Source organism: Bariatricus sp. TF06-38A (assembly GCF_027690675.1).
Classification (GTDB): domain Bacteria; phylum Bacillota; class Clostridia; order Lachnospirales; family Lachnospiraceae; genus Allocoprococcus; species Allocoprococcus comes.
This window is the reverse complement of the sequence record NZ_JAQFCE010000016.1, coordinates 1-24247: the sequence shown is the minus strand read 5'-3', so window position 1 is coordinate 24247 and position 24247 is coordinate 1. Positions and strand designations below refer to the sequence as shown.

Sequence of the window (24247 nt, the reverse complement as noted above, 5' to 3'; positions counted from 1 at the left end):
GTTTTTTTCCTCTTCTGTTCTTTAATTCCACAATTTTTCCGGATAAACGCCATCTTCTGTCATCTTCTTGAATCCGGCCTGTGCAAGTTCTGTATCTTCTTTATAAGTAATACCGATCCATTTATCGTGTGTTTCCAGAACCTTTACATCCACATTTCCTTCTTTTAAAAGATCTCCTACAATATTTGGAAGAAGATATTCTTTTTTCAAAGGATCTCCTGCTTCATCTTTTAAAAATTCTGCGAATCTCTCATCCAGAACCTGAATGAAATCCGGATAACCAGCCCACATATTCATGGATACATTAGAATCTGGTGTGATCCATTTCTGAACCGCTTCGCTGTCGCAGTGTACCCCGTCAGCCTGGATACTGATTCCAGTCGTCTCATGGATCTGTTCAAGCATTCCATTTTCATCTACCACACATACGCCGCGGGTAACTGTTCCATTTTCACTAACCGTATTCTTCAGAATAAAACCAGCCATTCCCATCTGCATCTTATCTGCTGTCTCTGCGTGCGCAATCAAGTAATCATGGAGAAGCTTAAACGCTTCCTTTCCATAATAGTCATCTGCATTGATGATCACAAACGGTTCTTTTACTACATCTTTACAGCACAGGACTGCCTGACCGGTTCCCCAAGGTTTGGTACGTCCCTCCGGAACTTCAAAACCAGCTGGAATATCTGCAAGATCCTGATATACATATTCCACCTCGATCTGATCTCCGATACGATTCCCGATTACAGAACGGAATTCTTCTTCAATATCTTTTCTGATAATAAATACAACCTTGTCAAAACCAGCTTCTTTTGCATCATAAATAGAGTAATCCATAATGATCTCCCCATTCGGAGACATCTTGGCGAGCTGCTTGATTCCTGTTCCAAATCTTGAACCGATTCCTGCTGCCATAATAATCAGAGTAGTCTTCATAATAAATTCTCCCTCACTAAAAAACTGTCAATCTACATTATATACACTGTTTTTCTCCGTCAAAACATTAACATTTTAAACACTTTATTCAAAAATCTTACATAAAAACAGCTATTCGTAATTATACTTCAATTTTTCCACAATGTCTACCACCTATTACGAAATTAAGGAACTCCTCCTCTTCCTATCCATAACATTTTGATATGAATATAATTCATTATTGCTATTTTACGTTATCTTTTACTCATGATATGATGAACTCAGTTAAAAAAATAACAAAAATGAACTAGAGAAAGAGAGAGGTACAAAAATGGAAGACAATAAATTATGTCTTGAAAAGCAGCCATTATCTGATGAACTGCTCAACAAAATGAATGCCTACTGGCGTGCTGCCAACTACCTGTCAGCCGGTCAGTTATACCTTCTTGATAATCCGCTTCTGAAAAAGCCATTGACCATGGATCAGATCAAGAAAAAAATCGTCGGACACTGGGGAACCGTACCTGGACAAAACTTCATCTATGTACACTGCAACCGTGTCATCAAACGTTATGATCTGGATATGATTCTTCTTTCCGGTCCAGGACATGGCGGAAACTTCCTGATCGCCAACACTTATCTGGAAGGTTCTTATAGTGAAGTTTATCCGAACATCAGCCAGAATGAGGAAGGCATGAAGAAAATGTTCAAGCAGTTCTCATTCCCATGCGGAGTTCCGAGTCACTGTGCTCCAGAAACACCAGGTTCTATCAATGAGGGTGGAGAACTTGGATATTCAATTGCTCACGGCTTTGGTGCTGTTCTGGACAACCCAGATCTTATCGCTACAGTTGTTGTCGGTGACGGTGAAGCTGAAACAGGGCCGCTTGCTACTTCATGGCAGTCCAACAAATTTCTGAACCCGATCACAGACGGTGCTGTTCTTCCAATCCTTCATCTGAACGGATACAAGATCAGTAACCCGACCATTTTCTCACGTATTTCTCATGAGGAAGTAGAAAACTTCTTCAAGGGCTGCGGATGGAAACCTTACTTCGTAGAAGGTGATGATCCGATGACTATGCACAGAAAAATGGCTGAGACTATGGATGCCTGCATCGAAGAAATCAAAGCAATTCAGAAAAATGCCCGTGAAAACAATGATCCTACCCGTCCGTTCTGGCCAATGATCGTTCTTCGTACTCCAAAGGGATGGACAGGACCAAAGGTTGTTGACGGACTCCAGATTGAAGGATCTTTCCGTGCACATCAGGTACCGCTTTCTATGGAATCACCAGAACATCTTGACCTTCTGAAAGAATGGTTGGAAAGCTACCATGCAGAAGAACTCTTCGATGAAAAAGGACGTCTGATTCCGGAACTTGCAGAACTTGCTCCAAAGGGAGATGCCCGTCTTGGTGCAAACCCGCATGCAAATGGCGGACTTCTTCTGAAAGACCTTCGTCTTCCAGATTTCCGCTCATACGGAATCGAAGTAGAACCTGGCAAGACAAAAGCACAGGATATGATCGAACTTGGCGGATACATCCGCGACATCTTCAAATTAAATGAAGACAGTAAGAACTTCCGTATCTTCGGACCAGATGAAAGTATGTCCAACCGTCTGTACAAAGTATTTGAAGAACAGAAACGTGACTGGCAGGCAGACTTGCTTGACACTGATGACTGCCTTGCAAGAGACGGACGTATCATGGACGGTATGTTAAGTGAACATATGTGTGAAGGATGGCTGGAAGGATATCTTCTGACAGGACGTCATGGATTCTTTGCAAGCTATGAAGCATTCATCCGTATCGTTGACTCTATGGCAGCACAGCATGCAAAATGGCTGAAGGTCTGCAACCAGCTTTCATGGAGACAGCCGATTGCTTCGCTGAACTTTATCCTGACATCTAATGTATGGCAACAGGATCATAACGGATTTACACATCAGGATCCAGGATTTCTGGATCACATTGCCAATAAAAAGGCAGACGTTGTCCGCATGTATTTACCACCGGATACAAACTGCTTACTCTCATGCTTCGACCACTGCATCAAGAGTAAGAACTATGTCAATGCAATCGTAGCGTCTAAACATCCAAGCTGCCAGTGGCTGACTATGGAACAGGCTGTAAAGCATTGTACACAGGGTATCGGTATCTGGGAATGGGCAAGTAATGACTGCGGTGAAGAACCAGATGTTGTTATGGCTTGCTGCGGTGACACTCCTACTCTTGAAGTTATGGCTGCTGTTACTATCCTTCGTGATGAAATGCCAGAGCTCAAGATCCGCGTTGTCAATGTAGTTGACCTGTTCAAACTGGAATCAGACCACAAACATCCACACGGATTAAGTGATGCAGAATACGATGCAATCTTCACAAAAGATAAACCGGTTATCTTTGCATTCCACGGATATCCGACACTGATTCATGAGCTGACATACGAACGTCACAACCACAACATTTCTGTTCATGGATATCAGGAAGAAGGTACGATCACTACTCCATTTGACATGCGTGTACAGAACCAGATTGACCGTTTCAACCTTGTAAAAGATGCAATCATGCATCTGCCACAGCTTGGCAATAAGGGATCATTCCTGATTCAGAAGATGAACGACAAACTGGTTGAGCACAAGCAGTACATCGCTGAATATGGACAGGATCTGGAAGAAATCAGAAACTGGGAATGGCATAAATAATATCAATCGTTTTCTAATCCAAAATTCTACTTTATAACTTTATACTTACAAATATAAAAATGCTCCGGAATTATGATCCACACATAAAAAATTCCGGGGCATTCTCCTTATATTTTTCTTTGCAGATACACATCCCGGCTACAAAGGATACCGATTTGCACAATCCACTTTGAAAATCTATTTCTTCTTTAGTTCTTCTGACTGCTCAGAAACTTCTGAAACTCCTTCGATGCAATACTCTGAGGATACTCAGTATCATAGATCAGAATAATATTTCTGGTCGGAAGCTTCTCTTCCACTTCGATTTCAAATACATTTTCTGCCTTCTTCTCTTCTTCGGCAAATTCTTCCGGGACAAATCCAATTCCAAGATTGTGACGGACTGCCGGCAAGATCAGGTCTGTCGTCGCAAGCTCCATATCCGGCAAAAACTGCAGACCATGATCTGCAAAATAATTATTCAGGAATTTTCTGGTCAGTGCCTCCGAAGTCAGGCTGATCCAGGGATAAGTCGAAAGCTCCTCCAATGAAATCTTTCTTCCTTTTAATTCTATGTAACGACTGCCGCCGATCAGCACCTCATGGTATTCCCGCAGTTTCTTCATCCTGAGCGGCTTATTTACCTGCAGATCCGTTGACACAAATGCAAGGTCTACCTTTCCTTCTTTTACCGCGTTGACCGAGTCCATGGTACTGTTATTTAAGATTTTGAAATGTACGTTCGGATAAATGCTGTTGAACTCTCCCATTGCCCGGAACAGGAAGCAGTGCAAGGCTGTCTCAGTCGCACTGATATAGATTGTCCCGTTCTCCAGACTGATCAGATTGCTCAGATCATTTTCCCCTTTAAAAAACTGGGCGCACCCTGCCGATACATAGCTGTAAAAGGTTCTTCCCTCCGGTGTCAGCTTCATGCCGGATTTGCTTCTGGTAAATAACCGGCATCCCAGTTCATTTTCCAGGTTGTGTATCGTTCTCGTCACCGCCGGCTGGCTCGTCTTCAGAACGCTGGATGCCTTTGTAAGGTTCTCATACTTCGCCACATAATAAAAAACTTTATAATATTCAAAATTAGAATTCATGTGTCTCTCCTTTGTTGTCTTATCCTGTCAGTTTTTCATCTGCCGTAAGTATAGCATGCTTTTTTAGTTCTTACAATTGGAATCATAGCTTACTGAACATTCGGTGCGGATCCGGTCAAGTCATCATCGATTTTTCTACCAGAGAAACCAGTCTGGAGGTACTCTCCCTCGCAGTGAAACACCAAAAAGCCCTGGTATGCGGCACAACCGGATTTTCACCAGAAGAAATGCAGCAATTCCAGAACGCTGCTACATTGATTCCAATGCTCTATGCAGCAAATACTTCCAAGCTGGTCAAATATAATGAACAAGCTTCTGGAACTGGTCACTTCCACACTAAAAAAGAACTGGCGACACTTTTTATCGTGCCGCCAGTTCCTTATATTGCCAGAACATGCTGTAGTCCGAACGGAATCGCCTTTTTTACCGGCACTCTTCCATTCAGACAGTAAATATTTTCCTCACTCACTGCTTTTGTATTTTTCTCTTTATCCATTTTCCTTTTCCCTCATTCTCTTTTTTTATTCTGTCCTAAGCGCTGTCACCGGATCGCTCTTTGCTGCTTTCCTTGACGGAATGATTCCACCGAGCAGGGTAAGCCCGATACTCAAAAGAATCAGCACAATTGCCGGAAGCACTGGTAAAAATGCATTGATTTTGTTATTATCTGCCACCGCATGGATGATCATATTTCCAGGGATCAGAAGCAGCAGTGACAGTCCGATTCCGATCAGTCCGGCACACAGACCAATGATAACGGTTTCTGCATTAAATACCTGCGATACATTTCTCTTAGATGCCCCGATCGCGCGCAGGATTCCAATCTCCTTCTTCCGTTCCAGTACACTGATGTAGGTGATAACCCCGATCATAATTGAAGATACTACAAGGGAAATCGCCACAAACGCAATCAGCACATAGCTGATGATATCCACGATATTTGTCACGGAAGACATCAGTGTTCCGACTATATCGGTATAAGTGATGATCTGTTCCTCTTTTCCTTCTTTTTCCATCCGGCTATTATAAGAATCCAGGATTTTCACCACTTTTTCCTTGCTCTCAAAATCCATCGGATATATGGAAATCTGACTCGGGTTCGCAAAATCCACGTATCCAAGCTTCTGCAGATTATTGTCATAGGAAGCAGTCGCGCTCATTGTCATGGATGTCATCAGCTCTTTCAGATCATCTTCTGTCATATTCATCTGAAATGCCTTTGCAAATGCATCGGTATCAATCTTCATCGAACTTCCAAGCATGTTCTGCAGCTGGGTTCCCACATTTCCCATGGCAGCCTGCATGGCGTTCCCGATTTTTTCTGTGATCTGAGTGACGATCTGATTCATTGCCGAAGCGATCTGTGTCTCAAGCACATCCGAAATTGCTCCGGTATAAGTTCCCATTGCCTTTGCCATGTAACTTCCCATTGTCGCACTTAACTGGCTCTCCAGCTGATCCATATCGATCACCTCGGAAAGCCCGTTCATCAGACGCTGTTTTCCATCTGCTGTAGCAAGGTAGTTCAGAAAATAATCTCCCATTTTGGTCGGATCTGCTTTTCCATTCGCCGCAGCATATGCCGGATAACTACTCGCCAGTTCTTTTGTCAGTTTTTTCAGCTGGTCAGAAGTAATATTTATCACCGTATCTCCAAAAATCTCCTGCTGCCAGGCATTCATAATCTCTTTTGCTTCCTCGGTCTGTAAATACTCCGCCAAGTATTCTCCAAATTTATCCGGATCTGTATATCCTTTTCCCGCAGCATACTTTTGATATCCTTCCATCACACGCTGTACAAGCTCCTGCATCTGATCAATTGTAATCTTAAACCCACCGGTGCTCTCAATGATCTCCTGCAGATTATCTTTCAGGATCTTCTGCGCTTCATCCGTCATCAGGTAATCCATAAAATCTCTCGCCAGATTTGAATAATCTGCTTCCGGATGGAATTTCACATACTCCTGATAACCTTCCATAACACTCTCAGACAACTTCTGCATTCCACCCGGTTTTACGGTAAGATCCAGGCTTCCGATCATATCGCCAAGATTCATCTGTGGCATACCGGACACGTCAAGACTGATCTGATCCAGATTTATCATCCCGGACAGATCCAGAGAATCCCCACCCATCCGGAATGCATTTTCCAGATTCAGGAAATCTGCTGACAACAGATCACCGGAAAATCCACCGGAAAGTACACTGTTATCAAAACCAAATGCTTTCTGAAGTGCATCCTCATCGACCGTAAACAGGCTGTCCGCATCCAGTCCATTCTTCTCTTCTGTCGTCCCGAACGGTTCTCCAGTAAATACATTCTTTGACGGATTTTTCAGCTGATCCTTTACAATCTCACTTTTTGCAGCCTCTTTTGCGACATGCTCAGTAAGTCTCTGCGGATAGCCAATCCCCGGTGTCAGAGCGGAAGCATTTGCATCTTCCGATGCCTGTACGATTCCGACGATTTTAAGTTCTTCGCCCTGATCCACGAGTTTCTTCATATATTCCTTATTATCGGATTTATCCTTCCAGATCTTGTACTGGCTGTCATATTCGTAGCAGTCAGACACATTGACCAGTTTAAAAGTTTTTCCAATAATATCCTCATAGGTATATGTTCCGATATTTGCCGGAGTGTTCACATCTTCTTCATTGATAAACTCCTGGATCATCTCATCCAGTTCCAACTGATCCCGCAGTCCCAAAGTATAAAGGAGAAAATCACTCATGCCTCCGTCCGAAGTCAGCACCAGTACACATTCATTATAATTCTGTGGCCAGCGTCCCGCCTTCACATCATACTGGTTCTCATAAAGCCCCTCCGTCTTAGGCATTTCATAAAAAACATTCGTACTCATCATCGATGACATCAGACTGTTGGTACTTGCGCCAGAGCTGATTCCAAGCGACTCAAAGGATTTGTCCGGATTCACCTGGCGAATGGAACCATCCTTGTTCTGCCGATAGATTCTTGGTGAAATATTATAAGAATATTCAACGGCACTGGTATAGTCCTCAATTCCACTTTTTCCTCTATCCAGATATTCTTTTAAGGATTTCAGATCGTTGGAATCCATCGTGGAAAACATATTGGTCATCATCTGCATAACCTTGACTTCCCCGTCTTTTTTTGTCTCCTTCTTATCTGAACTGCCCGAACCACTGTCCATATTGCCTACCATCATCGATGTCATATCAAATCCGGTACTCTGGATCTGAAGCGGATACTCGGAAAGAGTCTCTTCTTCAATTGACTTGATGTAGGCATTGACTCCGTTGGAAAGTGCCAGTATCAGTGCAATCCCGATAATTCCAATAGAACCGGCAAAAGATGTTAGAAGAGTCCTTGCTTTCTTCGTCTTTAAGTTATTAAAGCTCAGGGAAAGAGCCGTCAGAAATGACATGGAAGCTTTCCCCATATTCTTATGCTCCGGCTCCTTCATGACCGCTTCATTGACATAAAATTCGTCCGTATCCGAACGGATCTTTCCGTCCTTGAGCGTTACGATACGGGTCGCATATTCTTCAGCAAGCTCTGGGTTATGTGTAACCATTACAACAAGCCGGTCTTTTGCCACTTCTTTTAAAAGTTCCATAACCTGCACACTGGTCGCCGTATCCAGCGCTCCTGTCGGCTCATCAGCAAGCAGGATATCCGGATCATTGACCAGCGCACGGGCGATTGCCACCCTCTGCATCTGTCCGCCTGACATCTGGCTCGGTTTTTTATGCAACTGCTCCCCAAGACCAACTTTTTTCAGAGCCTCAATCGCTCTCTTTTTCCGTTCTTCCTTCCCGATCCCAGAAATAGTCAGTGCCAGCTCCACATTGGCAAGCACCGTCTGATGTGGAATCAGATTATAACTCTGAAATACAAAACCAATTGTATGATTCCGATAGGAATCCCAGTCTCTGTCTTTATATTTTTTCGTAGAAATCCCGTTGATGATCAGATCACCACTATCGTACCGATCCAGTCCACCGATGATGTTAAGAAACGTCGTCTTTCCCTATCCTGTCAAGTAATATCCAAAAAAAATTGTCGATTTTTGCAATTAAAGAAAACCATTCTTATCGCTTCTTCTGTACTGGAAAAGGATTTTTCCTCTCCAATTCCTGTCCTTGAATTTCCATCTTTTTTATAAAGATGTGTTGCTGACTGTCAGCTTCATATTGAATTGCTACACCAAGATCTTTCTTCATAAATGCGGCAACTCCCATATCCGCAAGAACCTCCTGCTCTTCTTTCTCCTGAAAGCTGATTTTAGGGAAAGCCCCGGATAATTTTTCTGTAATATACAGTTCCATTTTTTCCAAACTCTCAAATGGCATAGCCTGTACTCTTTGTAATATCTCCTGCAAATGTTCCTCTCTCATAATACATCTGCAATGATCTACACCAAATACCATAGCAAGGCTGTGTCCGCAATCCCAGGATACATGAATCTGTCCGGCATCATCTACAAACTTTACGGTTCCTAAATCACCGGGACTCAGTTTTACATACGGATCAGCCTCCATATCTTCCAATTCTACCCGACACCCTGGTGGATACATATTTCTCAACACAATTCTTTCCGCATTACTTATCACTGTTTTCTTCCTCTCTTCAATCTGGCTACCGTTCCAAAGATTTCTCTGGAACATTTCCCTCCAATAAATGCTCTCTTTCTTTATTCCATTCCAGCACCTTTTCCATAGCAGCTTCCAACTGATCTTCTACCGGTTCTCTTGTATAGGTTCTATATTCCTGAAAATATTCTTCCAAAGTGTTCTGCTGTATCTCCAGTTCCTCTTTATCATAACAATCCGGCTCTTCCAGCTCCTTCAACTCCTGCAAGATTTCCCAGCATTCCAAAACACTGTCTATCTCCCGCATTTCAAGCAGATAAGATAAAAATGTTTCCTCTGGCATAATATTGAAATAGCACCGGTCAAACCATTGCTCAATATACATGCGTTCATCAGAACCATTGGTATGTGTACCACAAATCAAATCTGCAACAAAGTTTTCAAACAGTTCACCGATTGATAGCCCAACTTTTCCAGACTTCCTACAGAGCTCTTCTACCTCATCTTGATACAACCTGATAGAAATAGTCCGCTTCAGGCTTTTTTCATAGGGTTCTATATCTTCCCCTGTCTCGCAGAAATGCAGACATGTATTCGTATAAATGTTTTCCATATCGCAAAATCTCCGGCTCATTGCCACATAATCTTTACTTTCCCGGTCCCATTCCAGCCGGTAATGATGTTCCCTTGCATGTTCCTCTAAATCTTTCCGTATGATATTTCTGGTTGCTTCCGGCAACTCCGCAATAAAAATGCTTGTATCTGGAACTGCTAATACTCTTTCTTTTACCACATTTGTCCTCCTTACTTGTAACTATTTCTTGCACGCGGCAAATTCCCCAGTACATCCATATAGAGGATAATTCCCTGCGAGTCCAGATGTACGGTAATAAATTTCTGTATTTCCTGTAACAGATCATAATCAGAAAACCCAGCCTGGTAGCCAATAAAATTCCTGATTTTTTCTACAATATCCCGTTTACGGAACTCTTGTAACACCAGAATCGGAATCGTGTGCTGACCTCCCATAGCATTATATGGTAGCTTTTTTCACAGTCTTTCCATAAAATATGTTTCAAGATACATGGCTCTTCTCCCCTTCTTTCTTTTCTAAATTTTCTTCTAAATAAAAGAAGAGGAAGGCACCGCAGCGTTTTCCTCTTCTTTTATTAGTCTTTTCTGACTGTATAATCGTATTATAAATTACTTAGCATTACCGGCTGAAAATTTTTAATATCTAACCTTTTTGCAAAATATTCCATATTATCTAAATCACTTTCTGAGAAATATGAAATATACCATTTACACGAATGTAATACTCTCTTTCTAATCTCAACAAAATAATCCATATCTACAGAAGATAACGAATGACCTAATATAAATATTTCATTTATATTTATAAGAGAGTCAAAAAAATTTTGATTCATTTGTATAATACCAAACGTATCTTTATATGTCTTTTGAAAATAGGCTTTAATGATTTCTTTTGTTTCAGTTATTCTAAAATCTTCATCATCATCTTGTATATATATTCCATGTTCTTCCGCTGCATTAAATGGAGAAACAGCTCCGTACTGAAAAGTAGAAATATCATGATGTCCCACTACAAGTTTCTTACTGCTTAGGGCTTTTCCATGAATGTATAAAATATTCTCAGCAGGTACTTTATATGCTCTTTCTAATGTATCCGTATAATTAAAATTTAGAATCTTACACGTATTATTTATTATACGCTTTGATACCAAAGGTAAAACGTTTGTATCTATTTGCTCAATCCATTTCTTAAAATAATATGGAATATAAGATGCAAATGCCAAATCCTGCTCAATCATAAATTGAAAGTCATGATTAGCACTGTCTTTCCAATTTTCGTCACCATAATCAAGATAATATGAAGCATTTTCTTCTTGCACTTGATATTTATCTAATTCGCCTAAAGCCATTTCAAATTGAAACCACAATTCTTCTTCTGGTATATATTTACATATAGCTTCATAAAATTCACGAGCATATATTCTCAAATACTCCTTAAAATCATAATACGAAGTGGGCAAATTGTGTGCCCGATCAAAACCATTTCCTATAATAACCAATCTGTCCAATTTCTTTTCTCTCCTAGTAAATATGTTCCAAAAATGTTTGCACTGCTACACAAGCAGCTGTTAGACTTCCGATAAAAGCTGTTAAAGATACTATTAACGAAGAAGCCATTTCTAGCAGATGTACAATTCTGGAAACATTTTGATTTGTACTATTAGGAAACAGTAATCTCCTTACCTTCTGTATTAAAAAATAAAATGTTTTAATGAACGAGATAAGTATATAACACAAATAGGAACACACGATTATGCCCCCTATGCAAAATCCTATATCTCCCAAGTGAGATCCTTTTTTCCAATTAACAAGAATATAATGTATCTCCCAAGAAAATATAATTAAAACAGAAAATGCAGTAATGGCATGGATGCTTACTGTAACTATCTTTTTCTCTTTAGTTTCTCTTGATAAAGCAGGAAAACTAATAAACCAAAATGCAATACATGTGGCTCCTATTGATAAACGTGTTTCATTTGCTCCACCACTATATAAGGCTGGATATGCACCAATCGTTAACATTAAACATCCCATTAACAACAAACCCATATTAAGACTAAGTGCTATTTTCCTTTTATTTTCACGTATCAATGTACCCATTTTAAACATCTCCATTCGTATTCTATTTCTAAGTTAAATTATTAACCTATCATATTTTCTTTGGTTTTTATATTACTTTTAATGCTTATTTTTCTTTATATTTTATTGTACCACTTTTTCAATAATCTTCCTATATCTTATTTTCATAATGATGTCGAGAACCGCCAATACTCTTTCTTTTACCACATTTGTCCTCCCTGTTTGTAAGCATTCCTTGCCACTGGCTGATTCCCCAGTACATCCATATAGAGGATAATTCCCTGCGGGTCCAGATGTACGGTAATAAATTTCTGTATTTCCTGTAACAGATCATGATCAGAAAACCCAGCCTGACAGCCTATAAAATTCCTGATTTTTTCTACAATATCCTGTTTCCGGAACTCTTGCAATACCAGAATCGGAATCGTGTGCTGACCTCCCATAGCATCATAGGGCAACGCTTTCCGCAATTCTTCCAAGAGATACCTGTAATAATCAACTACCACCTGGTCTGTTTTCCACGCTTTTTCCTTACAATCCCGGAGTAAAAAATCATACTCTTTTTTTGCCTGTTCCATTTCTTTCAGAATTTCTACTGCTTCCACAGAACAATATCCTTTCTCTTCTATCAGTTCCATCAATTCTTCCATAGAATATGTTTCAAGATACATGGCTCTTCCCCCATCTTCTTTGCCAAATTTTCTCCTAATACAAAGAAGAGGAAGACACCGTAGCGTTTTCCTCCTCTTTTATGAAATCTTCTTCTCTACTGGAATCCAAGACAATAAGCTCTCCCGGTTCTTTCTTATCCTATTGCTTCCAGAAATTCGTCCCTGTATTTCCATACAATTTCAATATGTTCCGGATCATAAAAATTTATGACTTCAATCAGCTCATGCAGAACTTCATAAGACAGCTCTTCCAATCCCTTATATTTTACAAAAAGTTGCAGTCCCTCTGATTTCTCCTTTTGTTTTTTCTCCTCCCCTTTTAAAATTCTTGCTTCTATCTCCTGTATCTTTTGCTGATAAACTGCTGTCTTCTCCATACAGGTTTGTTTTCGTGCCAGGTAATCTTTCAAAGAAATCTGTTCTTCTGCATATTGTTCATACAGTTCCATTTTCTCCTGTTTACGAAGCGCCAGCTTCTTTTCATATTGCTTTTTCCGATATCGGAGTTTCGGAATATTCAAAGTCTGATTGGCTTTCTTTAACTGCTTTATGGTATCCTCTGCAAGGGCTACCTGCTGTCTTATCATAATTAGCACCAGTTCTTCCAACTCTTTCTGCTTATATTTCTTTGGATAACAGGAAGCATTGGGGGCTGTCGTAACACTTTTACAATAAATCGGCTTTTCTTTGTATTCTGTCCGTATCCGCATTTTCCGACCACAATGTCCGCAACGGATCAAACCTGAAAAAATATTCTCAGAAGACGGTGTCCGCCCATAATATTTTCTGTCCTTCTGTACCATGTCCTGGATCTTCTGAAGCTCCTGCTCCGTTACAATCGCTTCGTGTCCTCCTTTTACGCAAATCCAATCCTCTCTTGAAATATATCGGTACTCTCTTTTTGACGGAACCCTGGTTTCTGTTTTCCCTCTTACCGTCAGTCCTGCATAAACCGGATTAAACAAAATCAGCTTTACTAAATTTCCGTCCCAGAATTTCACAGATTTCTTTGCTTCCGGCGCCCAGCCTTTCCTTTGAAGGTATACGGTAGGTGTTTCAACTTCTTTTTTATTCAGGTCCCTGGCAATGTCTGCATAGGTCTTTCCTTCCAACCTTTGGTCGAAAATCCCCCTTACAACGGAAGCTGCCTCCATATCCAGATGAAGTTTTGTATGAACACCGTCATGGAAGCAATATCCGTATGTTGGGATTGAACCATGATATTGTCCCATTTCAGCCTGTTTCCTCATAACTTTTTTGATATTGTTGGAACAAATCTGGGGATAAATCCCATTGATCAGGTTCTTAAATTTAATCTCCGTATCCTTTCTTTCGGAAGGTTTCTGGCTGCTGTCATAAAAATCATTGATTGAAATGAAACGCACCCCAAGGAACGGAAATATTTTTTCGATATAGTTTTGTGTTTCTATGGTATCCCTTCCCAGGCGGCTCAAATCTTTGACAATGATACAGATCCGTTTTCTCCTGGTAATCAGCCCCATCATGCGCTTAAATTCCGGGCGGTCAAACGTTGTACCGCTGTAACCGTCATCTACAAAGAAGAAAAACTTTGCCCCTGCAAACTCCGGCTGGTTTTCTACAAAGTGCTGAATTAAAAGCCTTTGATTTTTAATGCTGTTGCTTTCCTCCATTTTTTCTTTATCATCTCTGGAAAGACGCAGATAAGCAAAAACAAAATCACACTGCATACGGAAGACCTCCTTCCATATTGTCTAGTTCTTTTTCCAGCTCCTTTTCAAATAAATCCCCAAACCAGAACACGATTTCCACATAGTCTTTGGAATATACCGTAATCTTTTCAATAAAGCGGTCCGCAATTCCTTTCTCTATCTTCTGAAATCTTTGGTACTTTAGAAGTTCCTCTGTCCAATCCATTCTTGCCTTCACCTGATCTAACAGGTGCTGTCCACGAAGCTGTATCTGCTTCATATTCTGCCTGGCTGCTTGCTGTTCTTCCTGATAGATTGATTTAATCTCCTGATATTCCTTGCAGTCCAACAGCCCGGTAGCATAATGCTCAAACAAGGTTTCCAGTTTTCTTCCATATTTCTCATACTTCTGTCTGGCATTTTTTATTTTTTCTGCTACCTCCTGCTCCAGCTTTTGATAAAACTCTGCACCATAGGTTTTCTTACTTTCTACAGCAAGCTGGATCTGGTAGCGGAGTGCTGCCTTGACTGCCTGATTGATGTAGATTTCATTCACCGTCCGGAAACATTCCGTATGATCTGTAAGGGAAAAGGAAGGGCATTTATAAACCATATATTTGTGTTTCTCATTACCTCCGCTCCTGCTTCTTCCAAGACGTCTTCCGCAATGCCCGCAGAAAATCCTTCCCTTAAAAGGGCCATCTGCCCCCTGTTTTTCTTTTGGGTTTGCAGCCCAGTTATCCAACGTATCTTTCCAGCGTTCCTTTGCAATTTCCTGTGCTTTCTCATAAATCGCCCGTTCCACAACTGCTTCCCAGGCATTTTCACACACTTCCCACTGCTCTTTTGGTATCATCTGAAGGGGAATATTCTGCGCAAGCATCTGTTTTGTTTTCCCATAAACAGCAGCACCTATATAAACGGGGTTCTGTAAAATCTTCCTGATACCGTCTGATCTCCATAACCGCCTTTTTTCCGGCTCCTTTCCCTGTTTCCTTTTCTGGTAGCTGTCCTCCGGTCCTAATACCTTTTTACCATTCAGTTCCCTTGCTATATCATAGCTTGACATTTCTTCAAACACATACCAGTAAAAAATCTGCCGGATTATTTCTGCTTCCTCTGGTTCTGGCACCAGCTTCTTACTGTTTTCCTCTGCTCTTTGGTATCCATAAGGAGGTCTGGAACCCCAAAACTCTCCCCGTTCCCTGGACAGCCGGTGCGCCTGTACCAGTTTCTCTGAAACTTCCCTGGCATAATAATCATTCATAAAGTGTTTCAAAATATTGGTGGTCCTGTTTTCTACACAAGCTGGGTTTGCGCTGTCATATTCGTCCATAACGGAAACAAACCGGATATTTAAGGTTGGGAAAATCACATCAATCAAATCTACAGCATCTAAGGCGTCCCTTCCAAAACGGGCAAAATCCTTTACAATGATGCAGTCAACCTTTTTATTTGCCACATCTTCCATCAACTCTTCAAATGCGTCCCTTTGGAACGTTGTACCTGTCACACCATTATCCGCATAGACTTTTACCACCAGCATTTCCGGGTGTTTCTTTGCGTAGTCTTCACAGATCTGTTTTTGGATATAAATGGAATCCCTTCTGCCATGCCCTCCGTCCTTTTCGGAAAGCCTTACATAAATATAGGTTCTCAGATACTTAACTTCTGGCTTGCTGCTTTGTCTTCTCTGTCCTCTTTTGCTTACCTTAGGCACTTGCTTCCGCCCCCTTTCCTTTCAGGAAGGCTTCCACACGCCGGGCCGGCTTTGCCCTGTTTACTGTTTCCAGCAGTCCCAATACCTTTTCAAATTCATCTTCAAACCAAAAATGAATGATAATGCGCTTCTGCTCATATACCTCAATCCGTTTGACCAGATTTACCAGCATTAAGCGGTCCACTTCCGTCCGGTCCCGGTATTCCAGAAAATATTCCAACCACTCCTGCTGTTTTTCAAGGGTTTCCTGCAAGTTTCGGATTTCCCTTTGCTGGCACTCCATTGCCTGCCGGATTTCCTCTAAAGACTGGTCATACTTTGCTTTGAAGGTTTCAAATTCTGTCCTGTCCAGGATTTCTTCTGCAAAACTGTCATACAGTTTTACTTTAATGTTTAAGATCCTCTGGCTCTCTTTTTCCAGCATCTCCAGTTTTTTGTCTTCTTCCAAAAGCCGCTGTCTTGGGATTGAGGCAGTTTTTACATACGCCAATATCTCCTTCAGTTCCACCAGAACAGAAATATAATGCAGGATTGCTTCTGTCACAGCCCCTACCAGTTTTTTCTCACTGATACTATGGGAACTGCACTGCTTTTCATAAAGGGAAGTCGAACATACATAATAGTGGTGGACTTTATCCGGGCTTTTCAGCACCATGCTTTCTTTACAGTCCCCGCATTTTACCAGGCCGGAAAGAAGCGCCAGCCCCTTTGCCCCTCTCATGGTATCCATTTTCATCAGGTTGCCCACCACTTCATATTGGTGTCTGTTGATAACCGGCTCAAAGGCATTTTCATACCGTATCCACTCAGCTTCCTCTTTGTGGATCACAACCTTTACTTTATGGTTTGGCGTTGTGGTTTTTCCCTGTATCAGCACTCCGGTGTAGCGTTCATCAAGAAGGATACGACGCACCATAGTTGGCATCCAGACCGGTTTTTCCGTCAGACGGAACCCTGTCTTTAATTTCTGTTTTAAATATACCTGCTTATACCGAAGAGGCGTCAAGATCCCACGCCGGTTTAATTCTTCGGATATATCCGTTAGGCTGCAGCCCTGCATTTTCATGTGGTAAATATCCCGTACAACAGAAGCTGCCACTTCGTCCATAACTAGCTTATGTTTATCCTCTTCGGATTTCAGATAACCATAAAAAGCAAAAGGCGCTACACACTGCCCGGCCGTCATTTTGACATACAAATGAGAACGCACACTTTTGGAGGTATCCGCAGGATAAAGGTCATTGATTAAACTTTTAAATCTCAGGGTAAGGAAATCACGATTTGGCGTGAGGCTGTCATAATTGTCATTGACAAGGATCAGGCGCACACCCATTTTCGGCAGGATACGTTCCACATACTGTAAAACACCGGAAAAATCCCTTCCATAACGGGAAAGATCTTTGACAATGATACAGTCTGCTTCCCCCTCTTCCAGCATACGCAGCATTTCCTGAAAACCAGGGCGGTTAAAGTTTGTGCCGGTATATCCATCATCTACACATTCTTTTACCACCTGAATTTCAGGGTGGCTCTTTAAGAAGCTATGGATTAGTATCCTCTGGTTTGATATGCTGTCGCTTTCCCTGTTATCACCATCTTCATCAGAAAGGCGCAGGTAAACAACCGCACGATAGATTTTTTTAAGTATTTGATTTTTCATTGTATTCGCTCCTATCATTTAGATTCGTCAGCCGATTCCCTAAATGATAGAGGCTACTGGGTCCTTGCCATCATCCTACCATAGTCCAGAAGGTTTGTCCACCCTGTAATCTGCCAACAATCCGCTTTGTTCCCTATCCCTGTCGTGGCTTTACCATTTCATCTGCACAAGGCTTTGCATGGCTTCCTCTATGGTACGGTTGGTAGAAGCAAACCCAATCTTTATGGTGATCCCCTTATATTTCAGAAAATAAGGGTTCTTTCCGGACTCCAGGATTTCCCGGATCTTCTCCGATTTGCTCTTTTTTACATCAATATTCAGTTTCTCTACATCTTGTATCTCTTTCGGGTCAATGTCCTCAAATGTCATTTCCCTCATCTTCAGCAGTTCTGCCCGCGAGAGCATTATATCCTTTCCCTAGTACAGCAGCTGCACAGATACGCATCTAACTCCTGCTCAAACTGTTCCTGTTTCTCCCAGGTGTGCATTAAATACTGTTTCAGTCTGGCATAATCTAAAATCCCATAACCGATACAGTCTATCTGTACCTGGAAAGACTGGAGCATTTCCATTGTCTGTAAAATTTCTTCCGGACAATAGGATAACCTGCTGAGTCCGGATACCACAATCACATCAATCATGCCTTTTCGTGCAAGCACTGCCAGCCTCTGCCAGTTTTCTTTTTCTATGGAATAATCACACCCTACACCTTCCAACAAAGTAACCACCTGGTATGTCTGCTGTTCACAGTAATGCAGGCTTTTTTCTTTTTCATAATACAAAAGCCCGGCACAGGGAATGGGAATATCCAGATACACTGCCGCACGCTGGGGAATATTCCTATTTTCTATCTCTTCTTTTCCTTTGCAGATCCATGTAGGAAACAGCATTCCTCCCTGAAAGATCTCTTTATCTTCTGAAAACAGTTTCTGTAACCTCTCTCTCTTCATTGCTCTGCCTCCTCTTTCTTTTGCTCCTGTTTTCATTCCAGGGCTATAAGGAAACCTGTTGTTTCCCCATAGCCCTAAAATGAACCTGTTTCACACACCATACCGGCAGGGCTTTCCCTGCCAGCATGATTTTTTCATTTTCTCGCCCCGGTGTGAACGGGAGCATGTAGGACCGGCCCGGCTGGCCGCCTGACACCCTGCAGCCCCCTTTCTCGCTACAGCATGTCCCAGACGCTACCCTGGTTGCAGTGTTTTTATGCAAAGGTATCATTATCATTCGGCTTTCAGGCTGCCTGCCACCAACAGCCTATGTCTGGGCGCTGCTCACACTTTTCCTTCATCTTCTACGATTCCTTGTTTGATCCGCTTCTTTTCTGCCTTACCTGCTGCCACTGCGGACAAATGTATCTTCGCACAGCTCATGACCCTGCATCACACAAAATAGAATGTGCCGAAATGTTTTGTGTCCTTTAAGATATTTCTATAGATTAGCGTCAGAAATGACACGTTTGTTTTAAAAAAATATCACCATACTGATATTCAGTTTTCAAGGTTCTTCCCGGCTGAAAACATCAGCCTGCCAAAAGACACCATAACCCTGATGTGTTTTGGCAGACTGTTTTCGGTCTGCATTTCTCTTTATTTTTTTAACCGGATAATCATATCTGCCCAAAATTCTGTGTATGCCTGCCGCATCAACTCCAAAAGCCGGTCTTCGGTAATTCCCGTAATCACGTTCTCTTCTTTCTTTTCCGGTTTTGGTTCCGGTACTTCCAGTGCTTCCTCCCGTATCTTCATTGTGAGCATGGATAAGGAAGGGGAATTGGCACAGTTGATAAAACCGATATAATGGTTCACCACATCATAATCACCTCTGCAGCTTCGGACAATATCAAACGCATGGCGGATTGCCCGTTCTACCCGCTGCCCTGTCGTGCCATGTTGCTGGGCCACCTTAAAATACAGATATGTCGTTTTAATCTTGCTGTCTTCTTCCAGAAGCAAAACACTGTCTACAATATAGCCAAATCCTTTTACATTGGCAGGCATTCCCATTTTAAATAATACTGCTTCCACCTTTTCTCTTGATAACATTTCCCTTTTCCTCCCTATCTGTATTCTCACTTCCTGCTGTCTTGCTGATATTTCTTTAGCCCTTTCTTAATTCCCTCTATGGAATAGATCAAAAGGCTAGTTTCTCTTTCATCACAATCCTGTACCAGATACCAGATTTTTTCCTTCAACATCATATCTTTTTTCGCTGTACCCATGTGTATAAAGTGTTCTTTTATGGGAATATCCATAGCTTCCAACAGCCGGATATAAGTTTTCATTCCCATAAGTCTGGCATGTGTTTCAATCTTCGCCAGATGTGATACGGAAATATCTGCTTTCTCTGCAAGCTGCTCCTGAGTCAGTCCCCTGGATTCCCGCAAGGCTTTTATGGCATCTGCTACAATATAAAGTTCATTCTGCATTCTTTTATCTCCTCGTTGATTACAGGCTCTATTATAATTACAAATCCTTTCCCTGGTAATGGACTATGGAGGCAAGATTTCCCCGTTTCATTACCATTTCTTTCCTTTTTTTGTTTTAGAGATTTATTATATCTGAATGCCTTGAAAATGATTTTTGCACTATTTACGAAAAAGCACTGCATTATCTCTTCATTTAGGCATAAAAAATACAGGTGACTCCTCTATCTCAGAATCACCTGCACCTTATGTATCCTTATTCTTTTTTATAAAATTCGTAGCATCTGAATATAATTCACATTTTCTTTTTCTGATAAACGTTCTCCGAATTTCCGGAATCTGTTTTTCTCATTCTGATAGAAATTCAACAGCTCCGGCTTTTCCTCACACTCTAAGTATACAACGCCACCACCAATTTCACGCTGTACATGTTTAAGAATGGTCAATACCGCTTCCATCATCCTCCCGCCATCTGGAACGGGTGCGTCTTTATGCTGATAATTTTTTCCAAACTGACCGATCAGAAAAGCAGAAAGAGCATATTCATCTGTTTTTTCATTTTTTTGTGCATACCGCTGTATCTTTTTTTGCAACGTAGAAGAAAGATTTTTTCCCCAGATTTGCACTGCTTTATGTGTGATTGCAAAAATTGCCAAAACCCTACTATACTCATCTAACAAAAGATAAGTAATGGACATCTTCCGTTTTGCGAACTCTACCGCATTATTACGGACAAAATTTTCTATTTCTTTATTCTTCGGACACGAAAAACCGGAGAGGACATCAACTACTGACTCCTCTCCTATAAGTTCCATATAATCTAAAATATTTACAACTGCATAATCCATCTCTCTTAGTTCCTTTTCCTACCCAGGAATCTGCGTAATTCTTCTACACTATCTAATATTGGAATAGACGGTGCAGAAGGTTTCCATACCGGATCTTGACTGGACTTTTCAAGTGCATCTACAAATGCTTCTGCTTTTTTCGGATCTTCAATTACAACATTGGTAAGAATACTTGATGTAGCCATATAAAAGCACCTCCTCTTCTCTTATCATTCTCTTTGTTCTAAAAAGCGGTTTTATGCTGGCTGTCAGCCGCGACACCCTTCCGAATGTCTGAAATGTCGCCGGTATCATTCAGTCCCCGGTGCGGACTCACCGTATCTCCCTGGTGTGGGCGTAATACTCTTCCAAGTATAAAATAGTCCCAATATTTACCCTGCCTGGGCACAGTACAGCTTTTACGTGCCGCTACACGAAACCTTTTGGCTTAACTATATTATATGTGATACCCTAAGAAATATCAATGGTTTCCCCAAAATTTGTATCCTGTTATAGAAGGTTCATGATCGTTTCAATAAACTTTTTCTATAATCTGTATCCAATACTATTTTATGAAAACCCAACATTGCGTGCTCTTGCATCAGTTTCTCACCCAGTTTCACAAGAGGATTGGTTTCCCATTCCGGATCTATTCCTGTTTGATGAAAGTATCTTGCATAAGCAAATCCCTCAGCTACCGCATCTGAATTTTCAAATACTCCCACTATTGCATCTATAAACTGCACAATGATTGAGTTTCCAAAAATACCCTGCAATTCTTCTGCATTCGCATCATCATATTTCTCTACATCAAAAGATAAAGAGAAATCATACGTATTCTCTTCTCCGTCTTTTGTTTCATAAGAAATGGTTCCAAAAATATCTCCCTTGCCAGACGGAAGTTCGATTGACTCTGAAAGCTCTAATTCATATTCAATACCATTGAATACTGTCGTTGCTTCAAACATTTGTGATATACAGGTACCTTCTTTTTCATAAATATCTTTCTGTAAAAAGGAAATAGGATTATACTCCATATTTTCCCATATCTGTTTTCCTTCCACTGTCCGTTTACACAAGGAATCTAAAAGCAACATCATTGTTTCCTGATCTATTTCTTCATATACGTTCATAGTCAGCCTCCTTTTTCTTTGGATGATCCACAAAAGCTCTGTAAGGGTTTATCTTAATTTCTGGTTACAACATGATATTTAGTCAAATAACGTATGTACGCACCTTCTTATAGTTGTCAATATTATATGGCGTATCTTCCAAAAATTCAATCAGAATATAAAAACTTTTACTCACTCTATCCTGCCTTTACATCTTTTTTAGTCTATACCCTACATTGATCAATGTTTCTATAATATCATGCCCCATCTTTTTTCGTATCTTCCATACTACGTGTTCCACTGTTTTGTACGGAATCTGATCATCATAATAATTACTCCCCCAGACCGAACAATAGATATTCTTCTTTGGGATAACCCAATTTGGTCTTTGGGCTAAAAGATACAGGACTTCAAATTCTCTAGGAGCTAAATCAATTTTTCTCCCTTCATAAAAAACAGTATATGACATCGGATCTATCCTAAATAGCCCATTTCCTAATTCTATAGCCATTTTGTATTCCGGAAAAATGTTCCGCATTCATACATCTCTCCTCATATATTTGTTACTAAGTATAAGTATTGAAAAAATACATTTATATTCTTCTAATTCTTTCTACAATAAGTGATATCATATTTAATCCTAAAGTTGTAGAAATAACTGTTATATAATCCCATTTTTTTAATAATGCTAAAATCAACATAATAAATCCAATTGCTCTTATTGTTCTTCTATATTTTTTAATCAAAAAATCTTTTTTGTTCAAAATCGAATTCAAATTCTGATTAACCAATGGTTGTACGCACCATAATAGTAACAGTAATGTATATCCTATTAAACAATTAATATAATTGCTTTTCAAAACCATTGCTGTAAAAATAACATATATATATACCAATACGGACAATACAAAGCAACTACCAAATTTACATAAATGCACACCACCTCCATATCTTCTCAGTGGTATAAATACCCCCCAAAAAAATATTCCATATAAAAATGTTTTACTTCCACCTAAACATGTTATAGAAAAACAGGTGAATAATACTATTAATAGCTCAATAAATACTCTAAAACCATATTCATATATTGGAATTTCACATGCGGATATTTCTCCTTTTTGCGCAATATATTTTGCTAAATAATTTGACAATTTACTGATCACGTTTTTTTCTCCACTCAACTAACTCATCAGGTTCTATCAATTTGTGAAAAATAAATACACAAAAAGGATCATTCATTACTGTAAGACATAAGGTACATAATATTGTTAAAAATTTGGCTCCACAAAATGTCTTTTTTCTTTTTTTACACATAAATTTATCTCCTCATCATTTTATTATGCATTATATCATAGCATCTAATTTATCCTTCGTTCATGTTATTTTTACCAATAAATATGCAATATTTACCACTTAAAAGGTTGCTATGAATATATTAATTCTATAGCAACCTTTCTTTATATTCCATATAAAAGAATAGTTAATTGAAATTCATTTTGTAATATTTGAGGGTCTACTAGTCCTTGATATTTAGATGCCGCTCTTTCTATAGATTTCAATCCAATTCCATGATTTTTAAAGTCTGTTTTGATTGTTAAATATCTTCCGTCTAAACTTTTCTTAATATTCCCATCAAAACTATTTTTTATTTCTATTAATAGATTATAATGGTGAAATGAAATATTTACTTTAATGTATCTCTGCTTATTCGGTAATTTTAATGTAGCATCTACTGCATTTTCCAATGCATTTTCTAAAATCACACTTAAATCAGCATTATTAAAACTATTATTACAAGGAATCTTTATTTCTATTTCAAAATTAATATTTCTTTTCAAACATTCTCTATATTTAGTATTAATTATAGCGTCTATCACAACATTCCCAGTGTCACATATTTTTCTGGCATCCTTAAAATTTATATTTATTCCTGACAAATATGTAGATAAAGCCACTTCATCTTTCTTATCCAAATATTCTTTTATGCATATTAAATATCCTTTCATATTATGTTGAATTTCTCGCAATTCTACATCCATTTGTGCTCTTTCTTGAATATGCATTTTACATAATTCAATTTGTTTTTCATATATACAATTTTGTTTTTGCAATTCTGCAGTCTTTGATAAACTTCCATATATATTATAAAACATTACATTAAGAAACAAAATCAAAAATATTGAAATTGTACTAGATAAGTGCACATATTC

Annotated in this window: 22 protein-coding genes and 2 pseudogenes; 2 read left to right on the top strand and 22 right to left on the bottom strand. The window is 39.9% G+C overall.

From position 1 onward, the window contains the following. Nucleotides 1-21: 21 nt before the first annotated feature. Nucleotides 22-936 (bottom strand): nucleotidyltransferase family protein, encoded by a 915-nt coding sequence (locus PG418_RS12255; protein ID WP_055247228.1) that lies wholly within the window; start codon nucleotides 934-936, stop codon nucleotides 22-24. A gap of 310 nt (nucleotides 937-1246) precedes the next feature. Between PG418_RS12255 and PG418_RS12250 the strand changes: the two genes are divergently transcribed. Further along, the gene (locus tag PG418_RS12250; RefSeq protein ID WP_008375246.1) at nucleotides 1247-3622 is read left to right on the top strand and encodes a phosphoketolase family protein; all 2376 of its coding nucleotides are present in this window, start codon (nucleotides 1247-1249) and stop codon (nucleotides 3620-3622) included. Nucleotides 3623-3810: 188 nt separating this feature from the next. Here the strand turns inward: PG418_RS12250 and PG418_RS12245 are convergent, their stop codons facing one another. Then, nucleotides 3811-4704, bottom strand: coding sequence for a LysR family transcriptional regulator (locus PG418_RS12245; protein ID WP_008375245.1), 894 nt, complete (start codon nucleotides 4702-4704; stop codon nucleotides 3811-3813). A gap of 173 nt (nucleotides 4705-4877) precedes the next feature. On the opposite strand from PG418_RS12245, the pseudogene PG418_RS12240 reads away from it, so the two are divergent. Next, nucleotides 4878-4925, top strand: a pseudogene (locus tag PG418_RS12240) (hypothetical protein); the annotation flags it as partial. A gap of 300 nt (nucleotides 4926-5225) precedes the next feature. On the opposite strand, the pseudogene PG418_RS12235 reads toward PG418_RS12240, so the two are convergent. The 20 genes and pseudogenes from PG418_RS12235 to PG418_RS12140 all read right to left on the bottom strand — a co-directional run. Next, a pseudogene (locus tag PG418_RS12235) lies at nucleotides 5226-8717 on the bottom strand (ABC transporter ATP-binding protein/permease); the annotation flags it as partial. Nucleotides 8718-8778: 61 nt separating this feature from the next. Continuing rightward, nucleotides 8779-9300, bottom strand: coding sequence for a DUF4314 domain-containing protein (locus tag PG418_RS12230; RefSeq protein WP_498837464.1), 522 nt, complete (start codon nucleotides 9298-9300; stop codon nucleotides 8779-8781). Between the two features lie 25 nt (nucleotides 9301-9325). Then, nucleotides 9326-10072, bottom strand: a complete 747-nt coding sequence (locus PG418_RS12225) for a hypothetical protein (protein WP_275932859.1) — start codon at nucleotides 10070-10072, stop codon at nucleotides 9326-9328. An 11-nt stretch (nucleotides 10073-10083) separates the two neighbouring features. Beyond that, a complete protein-coding gene (locus PG418_RS12220; RefSeq protein ID WP_270637487.1) occupies nucleotides 10084-10308 on the bottom strand; it encodes a hypothetical protein in 225 nt (74 codons plus the stop codon). 167 nt (nucleotides 10309-10475) lie between these two features. Further along, entirely contained in the window at nucleotides 10476-11381 is a 906-nt protein-coding gene (locus PG418_RS12215) for a bacteriophage abortive infection AbiH family protein (protein ID WP_182439024.1), read from the bottom strand. A 13-nt stretch (nucleotides 11382-11394) separates the two neighbouring features. Next, nucleotides 11395-11973, bottom strand: a complete 579-nt coding sequence (locus PG418_RS12210) for a hypothetical protein (RefSeq protein WP_044961781.1) — start codon at nucleotides 11971-11973, stop codon at nucleotides 11395-11397. 179 nt (nucleotides 11974-12152) lie between these two features. Beyond that, nucleotides 12153-12623, bottom strand: a complete 471-nt coding sequence (locus tag PG418_RS12205; protein WP_117467675.1) for a hypothetical protein — start codon at nucleotides 12621-12623, stop codon at nucleotides 12153-12155. A 134-nt stretch (nucleotides 12624-12757) separates the two neighbouring features. After that, nucleotides 12758-14332, bottom strand: a complete 1575-nt coding sequence (locus PG418_RS12200) for a recombinase family protein (protein WP_118752715.1) — start codon at nucleotides 14330-14332, stop codon at nucleotides 12758-12760. Then, nucleotides 14322-16013: a recombinase family protein gene (locus PG418_RS12195; RefSeq protein WP_498837463.1), complete on the bottom strand. Its 1692-nt coding sequence runs from the start codon at nucleotides 16011-16013 to the stop codon at nucleotides 14322-14324. Before PG418_RS12195 ends, PG418_RS12200 begins: the two co-directional genes overlap by 11 nt. After that, on the bottom strand, nucleotides 16006-17673 hold the full coding sequence (locus PG418_RS12190) for a recombinase family protein (RefSeq protein ID WP_498837462.1): 1668 nt from the start codon (nucleotides 17671-17673) through the stop codon (nucleotides 16006-16008). Before PG418_RS12190 ends, PG418_RS12195 begins: the two co-directional genes overlap by 8 nt. 150 nt (nucleotides 17674-17823) lie before the next feature. Beyond that, nucleotides 17824-18051, bottom strand: a complete 228-nt coding sequence (locus tag PG418_RS12185; RefSeq protein ID WP_498837461.1) for a DUF6870 family protein — start codon at nucleotides 18049-18051, stop codon at nucleotides 17824-17826. Nucleotides 18052-18077: 26 nt separating this feature from the next. Continuing rightward, nucleotides 18078-18623 carry a recombinase family protein gene (locus PG418_RS12180; protein WP_025578821.1) on the bottom strand — a complete coding sequence of 182 codons (546 nt, stop codon included), beginning with the start codon at nucleotides 18621-18623 and terminating at the stop codon, nucleotides 18078-18080. Nucleotides 18624-19262: 639 nt separating this feature from the next. Continuing rightward, nucleotides 19263-19718 (bottom strand): sporulation initiation factor Spo0A C-terminal domain-containing protein, encoded by a 456-nt coding sequence (locus PG418_RS12175; protein ID WP_173724836.1) that lies wholly within the window; start codon nucleotides 19716-19718, stop codon nucleotides 19263-19265. A gap of 26 nt (nucleotides 19719-19744) precedes the next feature. Continuing rightward, nucleotides 19745-20101 (bottom strand): helix-turn-helix domain-containing protein, encoded by a 357-nt coding sequence (locus PG418_RS12170; RefSeq protein ID WP_117689892.1) that lies wholly within the window; start codon nucleotides 20099-20101, stop codon nucleotides 19745-19747. 263 nt (nucleotides 20102-20364) lie between these two features. Continuing rightward, entirely contained in the window at nucleotides 20365-20946 is a 582-nt protein-coding gene (locus tag PG418_RS12165) for a GNAT family acetyltransferase (RefSeq protein WP_498837460.1), read from the bottom strand. A 5-nt stretch (nucleotides 20947-20951) separates the two neighbouring features. Next, the gene (locus tag PG418_RS12160) at nucleotides 20952-21131 is read right to left on the bottom strand and encodes a hypothetical protein (RefSeq protein WP_055056077.1); all 180 of its coding nucleotides are present in this window, start codon (nucleotides 21129-21131) and stop codon (nucleotides 20952-20954) included. A 315-nt stretch (nucleotides 21132-21446) separates the two neighbouring features. Further along, nucleotides 21447-22058, bottom strand: coding sequence for a hypothetical protein (locus PG418_RS12155; RefSeq protein WP_498837459.1), 612 nt, complete (start codon nucleotides 22056-22058; stop codon nucleotides 21447-21449). A gap of 187 nt (nucleotides 22059-22245) precedes the next feature. Next, nucleotides 22246-22575: a winged helix-turn-helix domain-containing protein gene (locus PG418_RS12150; protein WP_498837458.1), complete on the bottom strand. Its 330-nt coding sequence runs from the start codon at nucleotides 22573-22575 to the stop codon at nucleotides 22246-22248. Nucleotides 22576-22630: 55 nt separating this feature from the next. Then, the gene (locus tag PG418_RS12145; RefSeq protein ID WP_498837457.1) at nucleotides 22631-23200 is read right to left on the bottom strand and encodes an accessory gene regulator B family protein; all 570 of its coding nucleotides are present in this window, start codon (nucleotides 23198-23200) and stop codon (nucleotides 22631-22633) included. Between the two features lie 294 nt (nucleotides 23201-23494). Further along, nucleotides 23495-24247, bottom strand: a 753-nt coding sequence (locus PG418_RS12140; protein WP_498837456.1) for an ATP-binding protein, incomplete at its 5' end; no start/stop codon positions are given.

What these genes read in the sequence shown, in the direction of transcription:
- PG418_RS12255 (WP_055247228.1), bottom strand. Translation starts at nt 936, where the DNA reads ATGAAGACTACTCTGATTATTATGGCAGCAGGAATCGGTTCAAGATTT.
- PG418_RS12250 (WP_008375246.1), top strand. Translation starts at nt 1,247, where the DNA reads ATGGAAGACAATAAATTATGTCTTGAAAAGCAGCCATTATCTGATGAA.
- PG418_RS12245 (WP_008375245.1), bottom strand. Translation starts at nt 4,704, where the DNA reads ATGAATTCTAATTTTGAATATTATAAAGTTTTTTATTATGTGGCGAAG.
- PG418_RS12220 (WP_270637487.1), bottom strand. Translation starts at nt 10,308, where the DNA reads ATGGGAGGTCAGCACACGATTCCGATTCTGGTGTTACAAGAGTTCCGT.
- PG418_RS12210 (WP_044961781.1), bottom strand. Translation starts at nt 11,973, where the DNA reads ATGGGTACATTGATACGTGAAAATAAAAGGAAAATAGCACTTAGTCTT.
- PG418_RS12205 (WP_117467675.1), bottom strand. Translation starts at nt 12,623, where the DNA reads ATGTATCTTGAAACATATTCTATGGAAGAATTGATGGAACTGATAGAA.
- PG418_RS12200 (WP_118752715.1), bottom strand. Translation starts at nt 14,332, where the DNA reads ATGCAGTGTGATTTTGTTTTTGCTTATCTGCGTCTTTCCAGAGATGAT.
- PG418_RS12190 (WP_498837462.1), bottom strand. Translation starts at nt 17,673, where the DNA reads ATGAAAAATCAAATACTTAAAAAAATCTATCGTGCGGTTGTTTACCTG.
- PG418_RS12185 (WP_498837461.1), bottom strand. Translation starts at nt 18,051, where the DNA reads ATGAGGGAAATGACATTTGAGGACATTGACCCGAAAGAGATACAAGAT.
- PG418_RS12180 (WP_025578821.1), bottom strand. Translation starts at nt 18,623, where the DNA reads ATGAAGAGAGAGAGGTTACAGAAACTGTTTTCAGAAGATAAAGAGATC.
- PG418_RS12175 (WP_173724836.1), bottom strand. Translation starts at nt 19,718, where the DNA reads ATGTTATCAAGAGAAAAGGTGGAAGCAGTATTATTTAAAATGGGAATG.
- PG418_RS12170 (WP_117689892.1), bottom strand. Translation starts at nt 20,101, where the DNA reads ATGCAGAATGAACTTTATATTGTAGCAGATGCCATAAAAGCCTTGCGG.
- PG418_RS12165 (WP_498837460.1), bottom strand. Translation starts at nt 20,946, where the DNA reads ATGGATTATGCAGTTGTAAATATTTTAGATTATATGGAACTTATAGGA.
- PG418_RS12160 (WP_055056077.1), bottom strand. Translation starts at nt 21,131, where the DNA reads ATGGCTACATCAAGTATTCTTACCAATGTTGTAATTGAAGATCCGAAA.
- PG418_RS12155 (WP_498837459.1), bottom strand. Translation starts at nt 22,058, where the DNA reads ATGAACGTATATGAAGAAATAGATCAGGAAACAATGATGTTGCTTTTA.
- PG418_RS12150 (WP_498837458.1), bottom strand. Translation starts at nt 22,575, where the DNA reads ATGCGGAACATTTTTCCGGAATACAAAATGGCTATAGAATTAGGAAAT.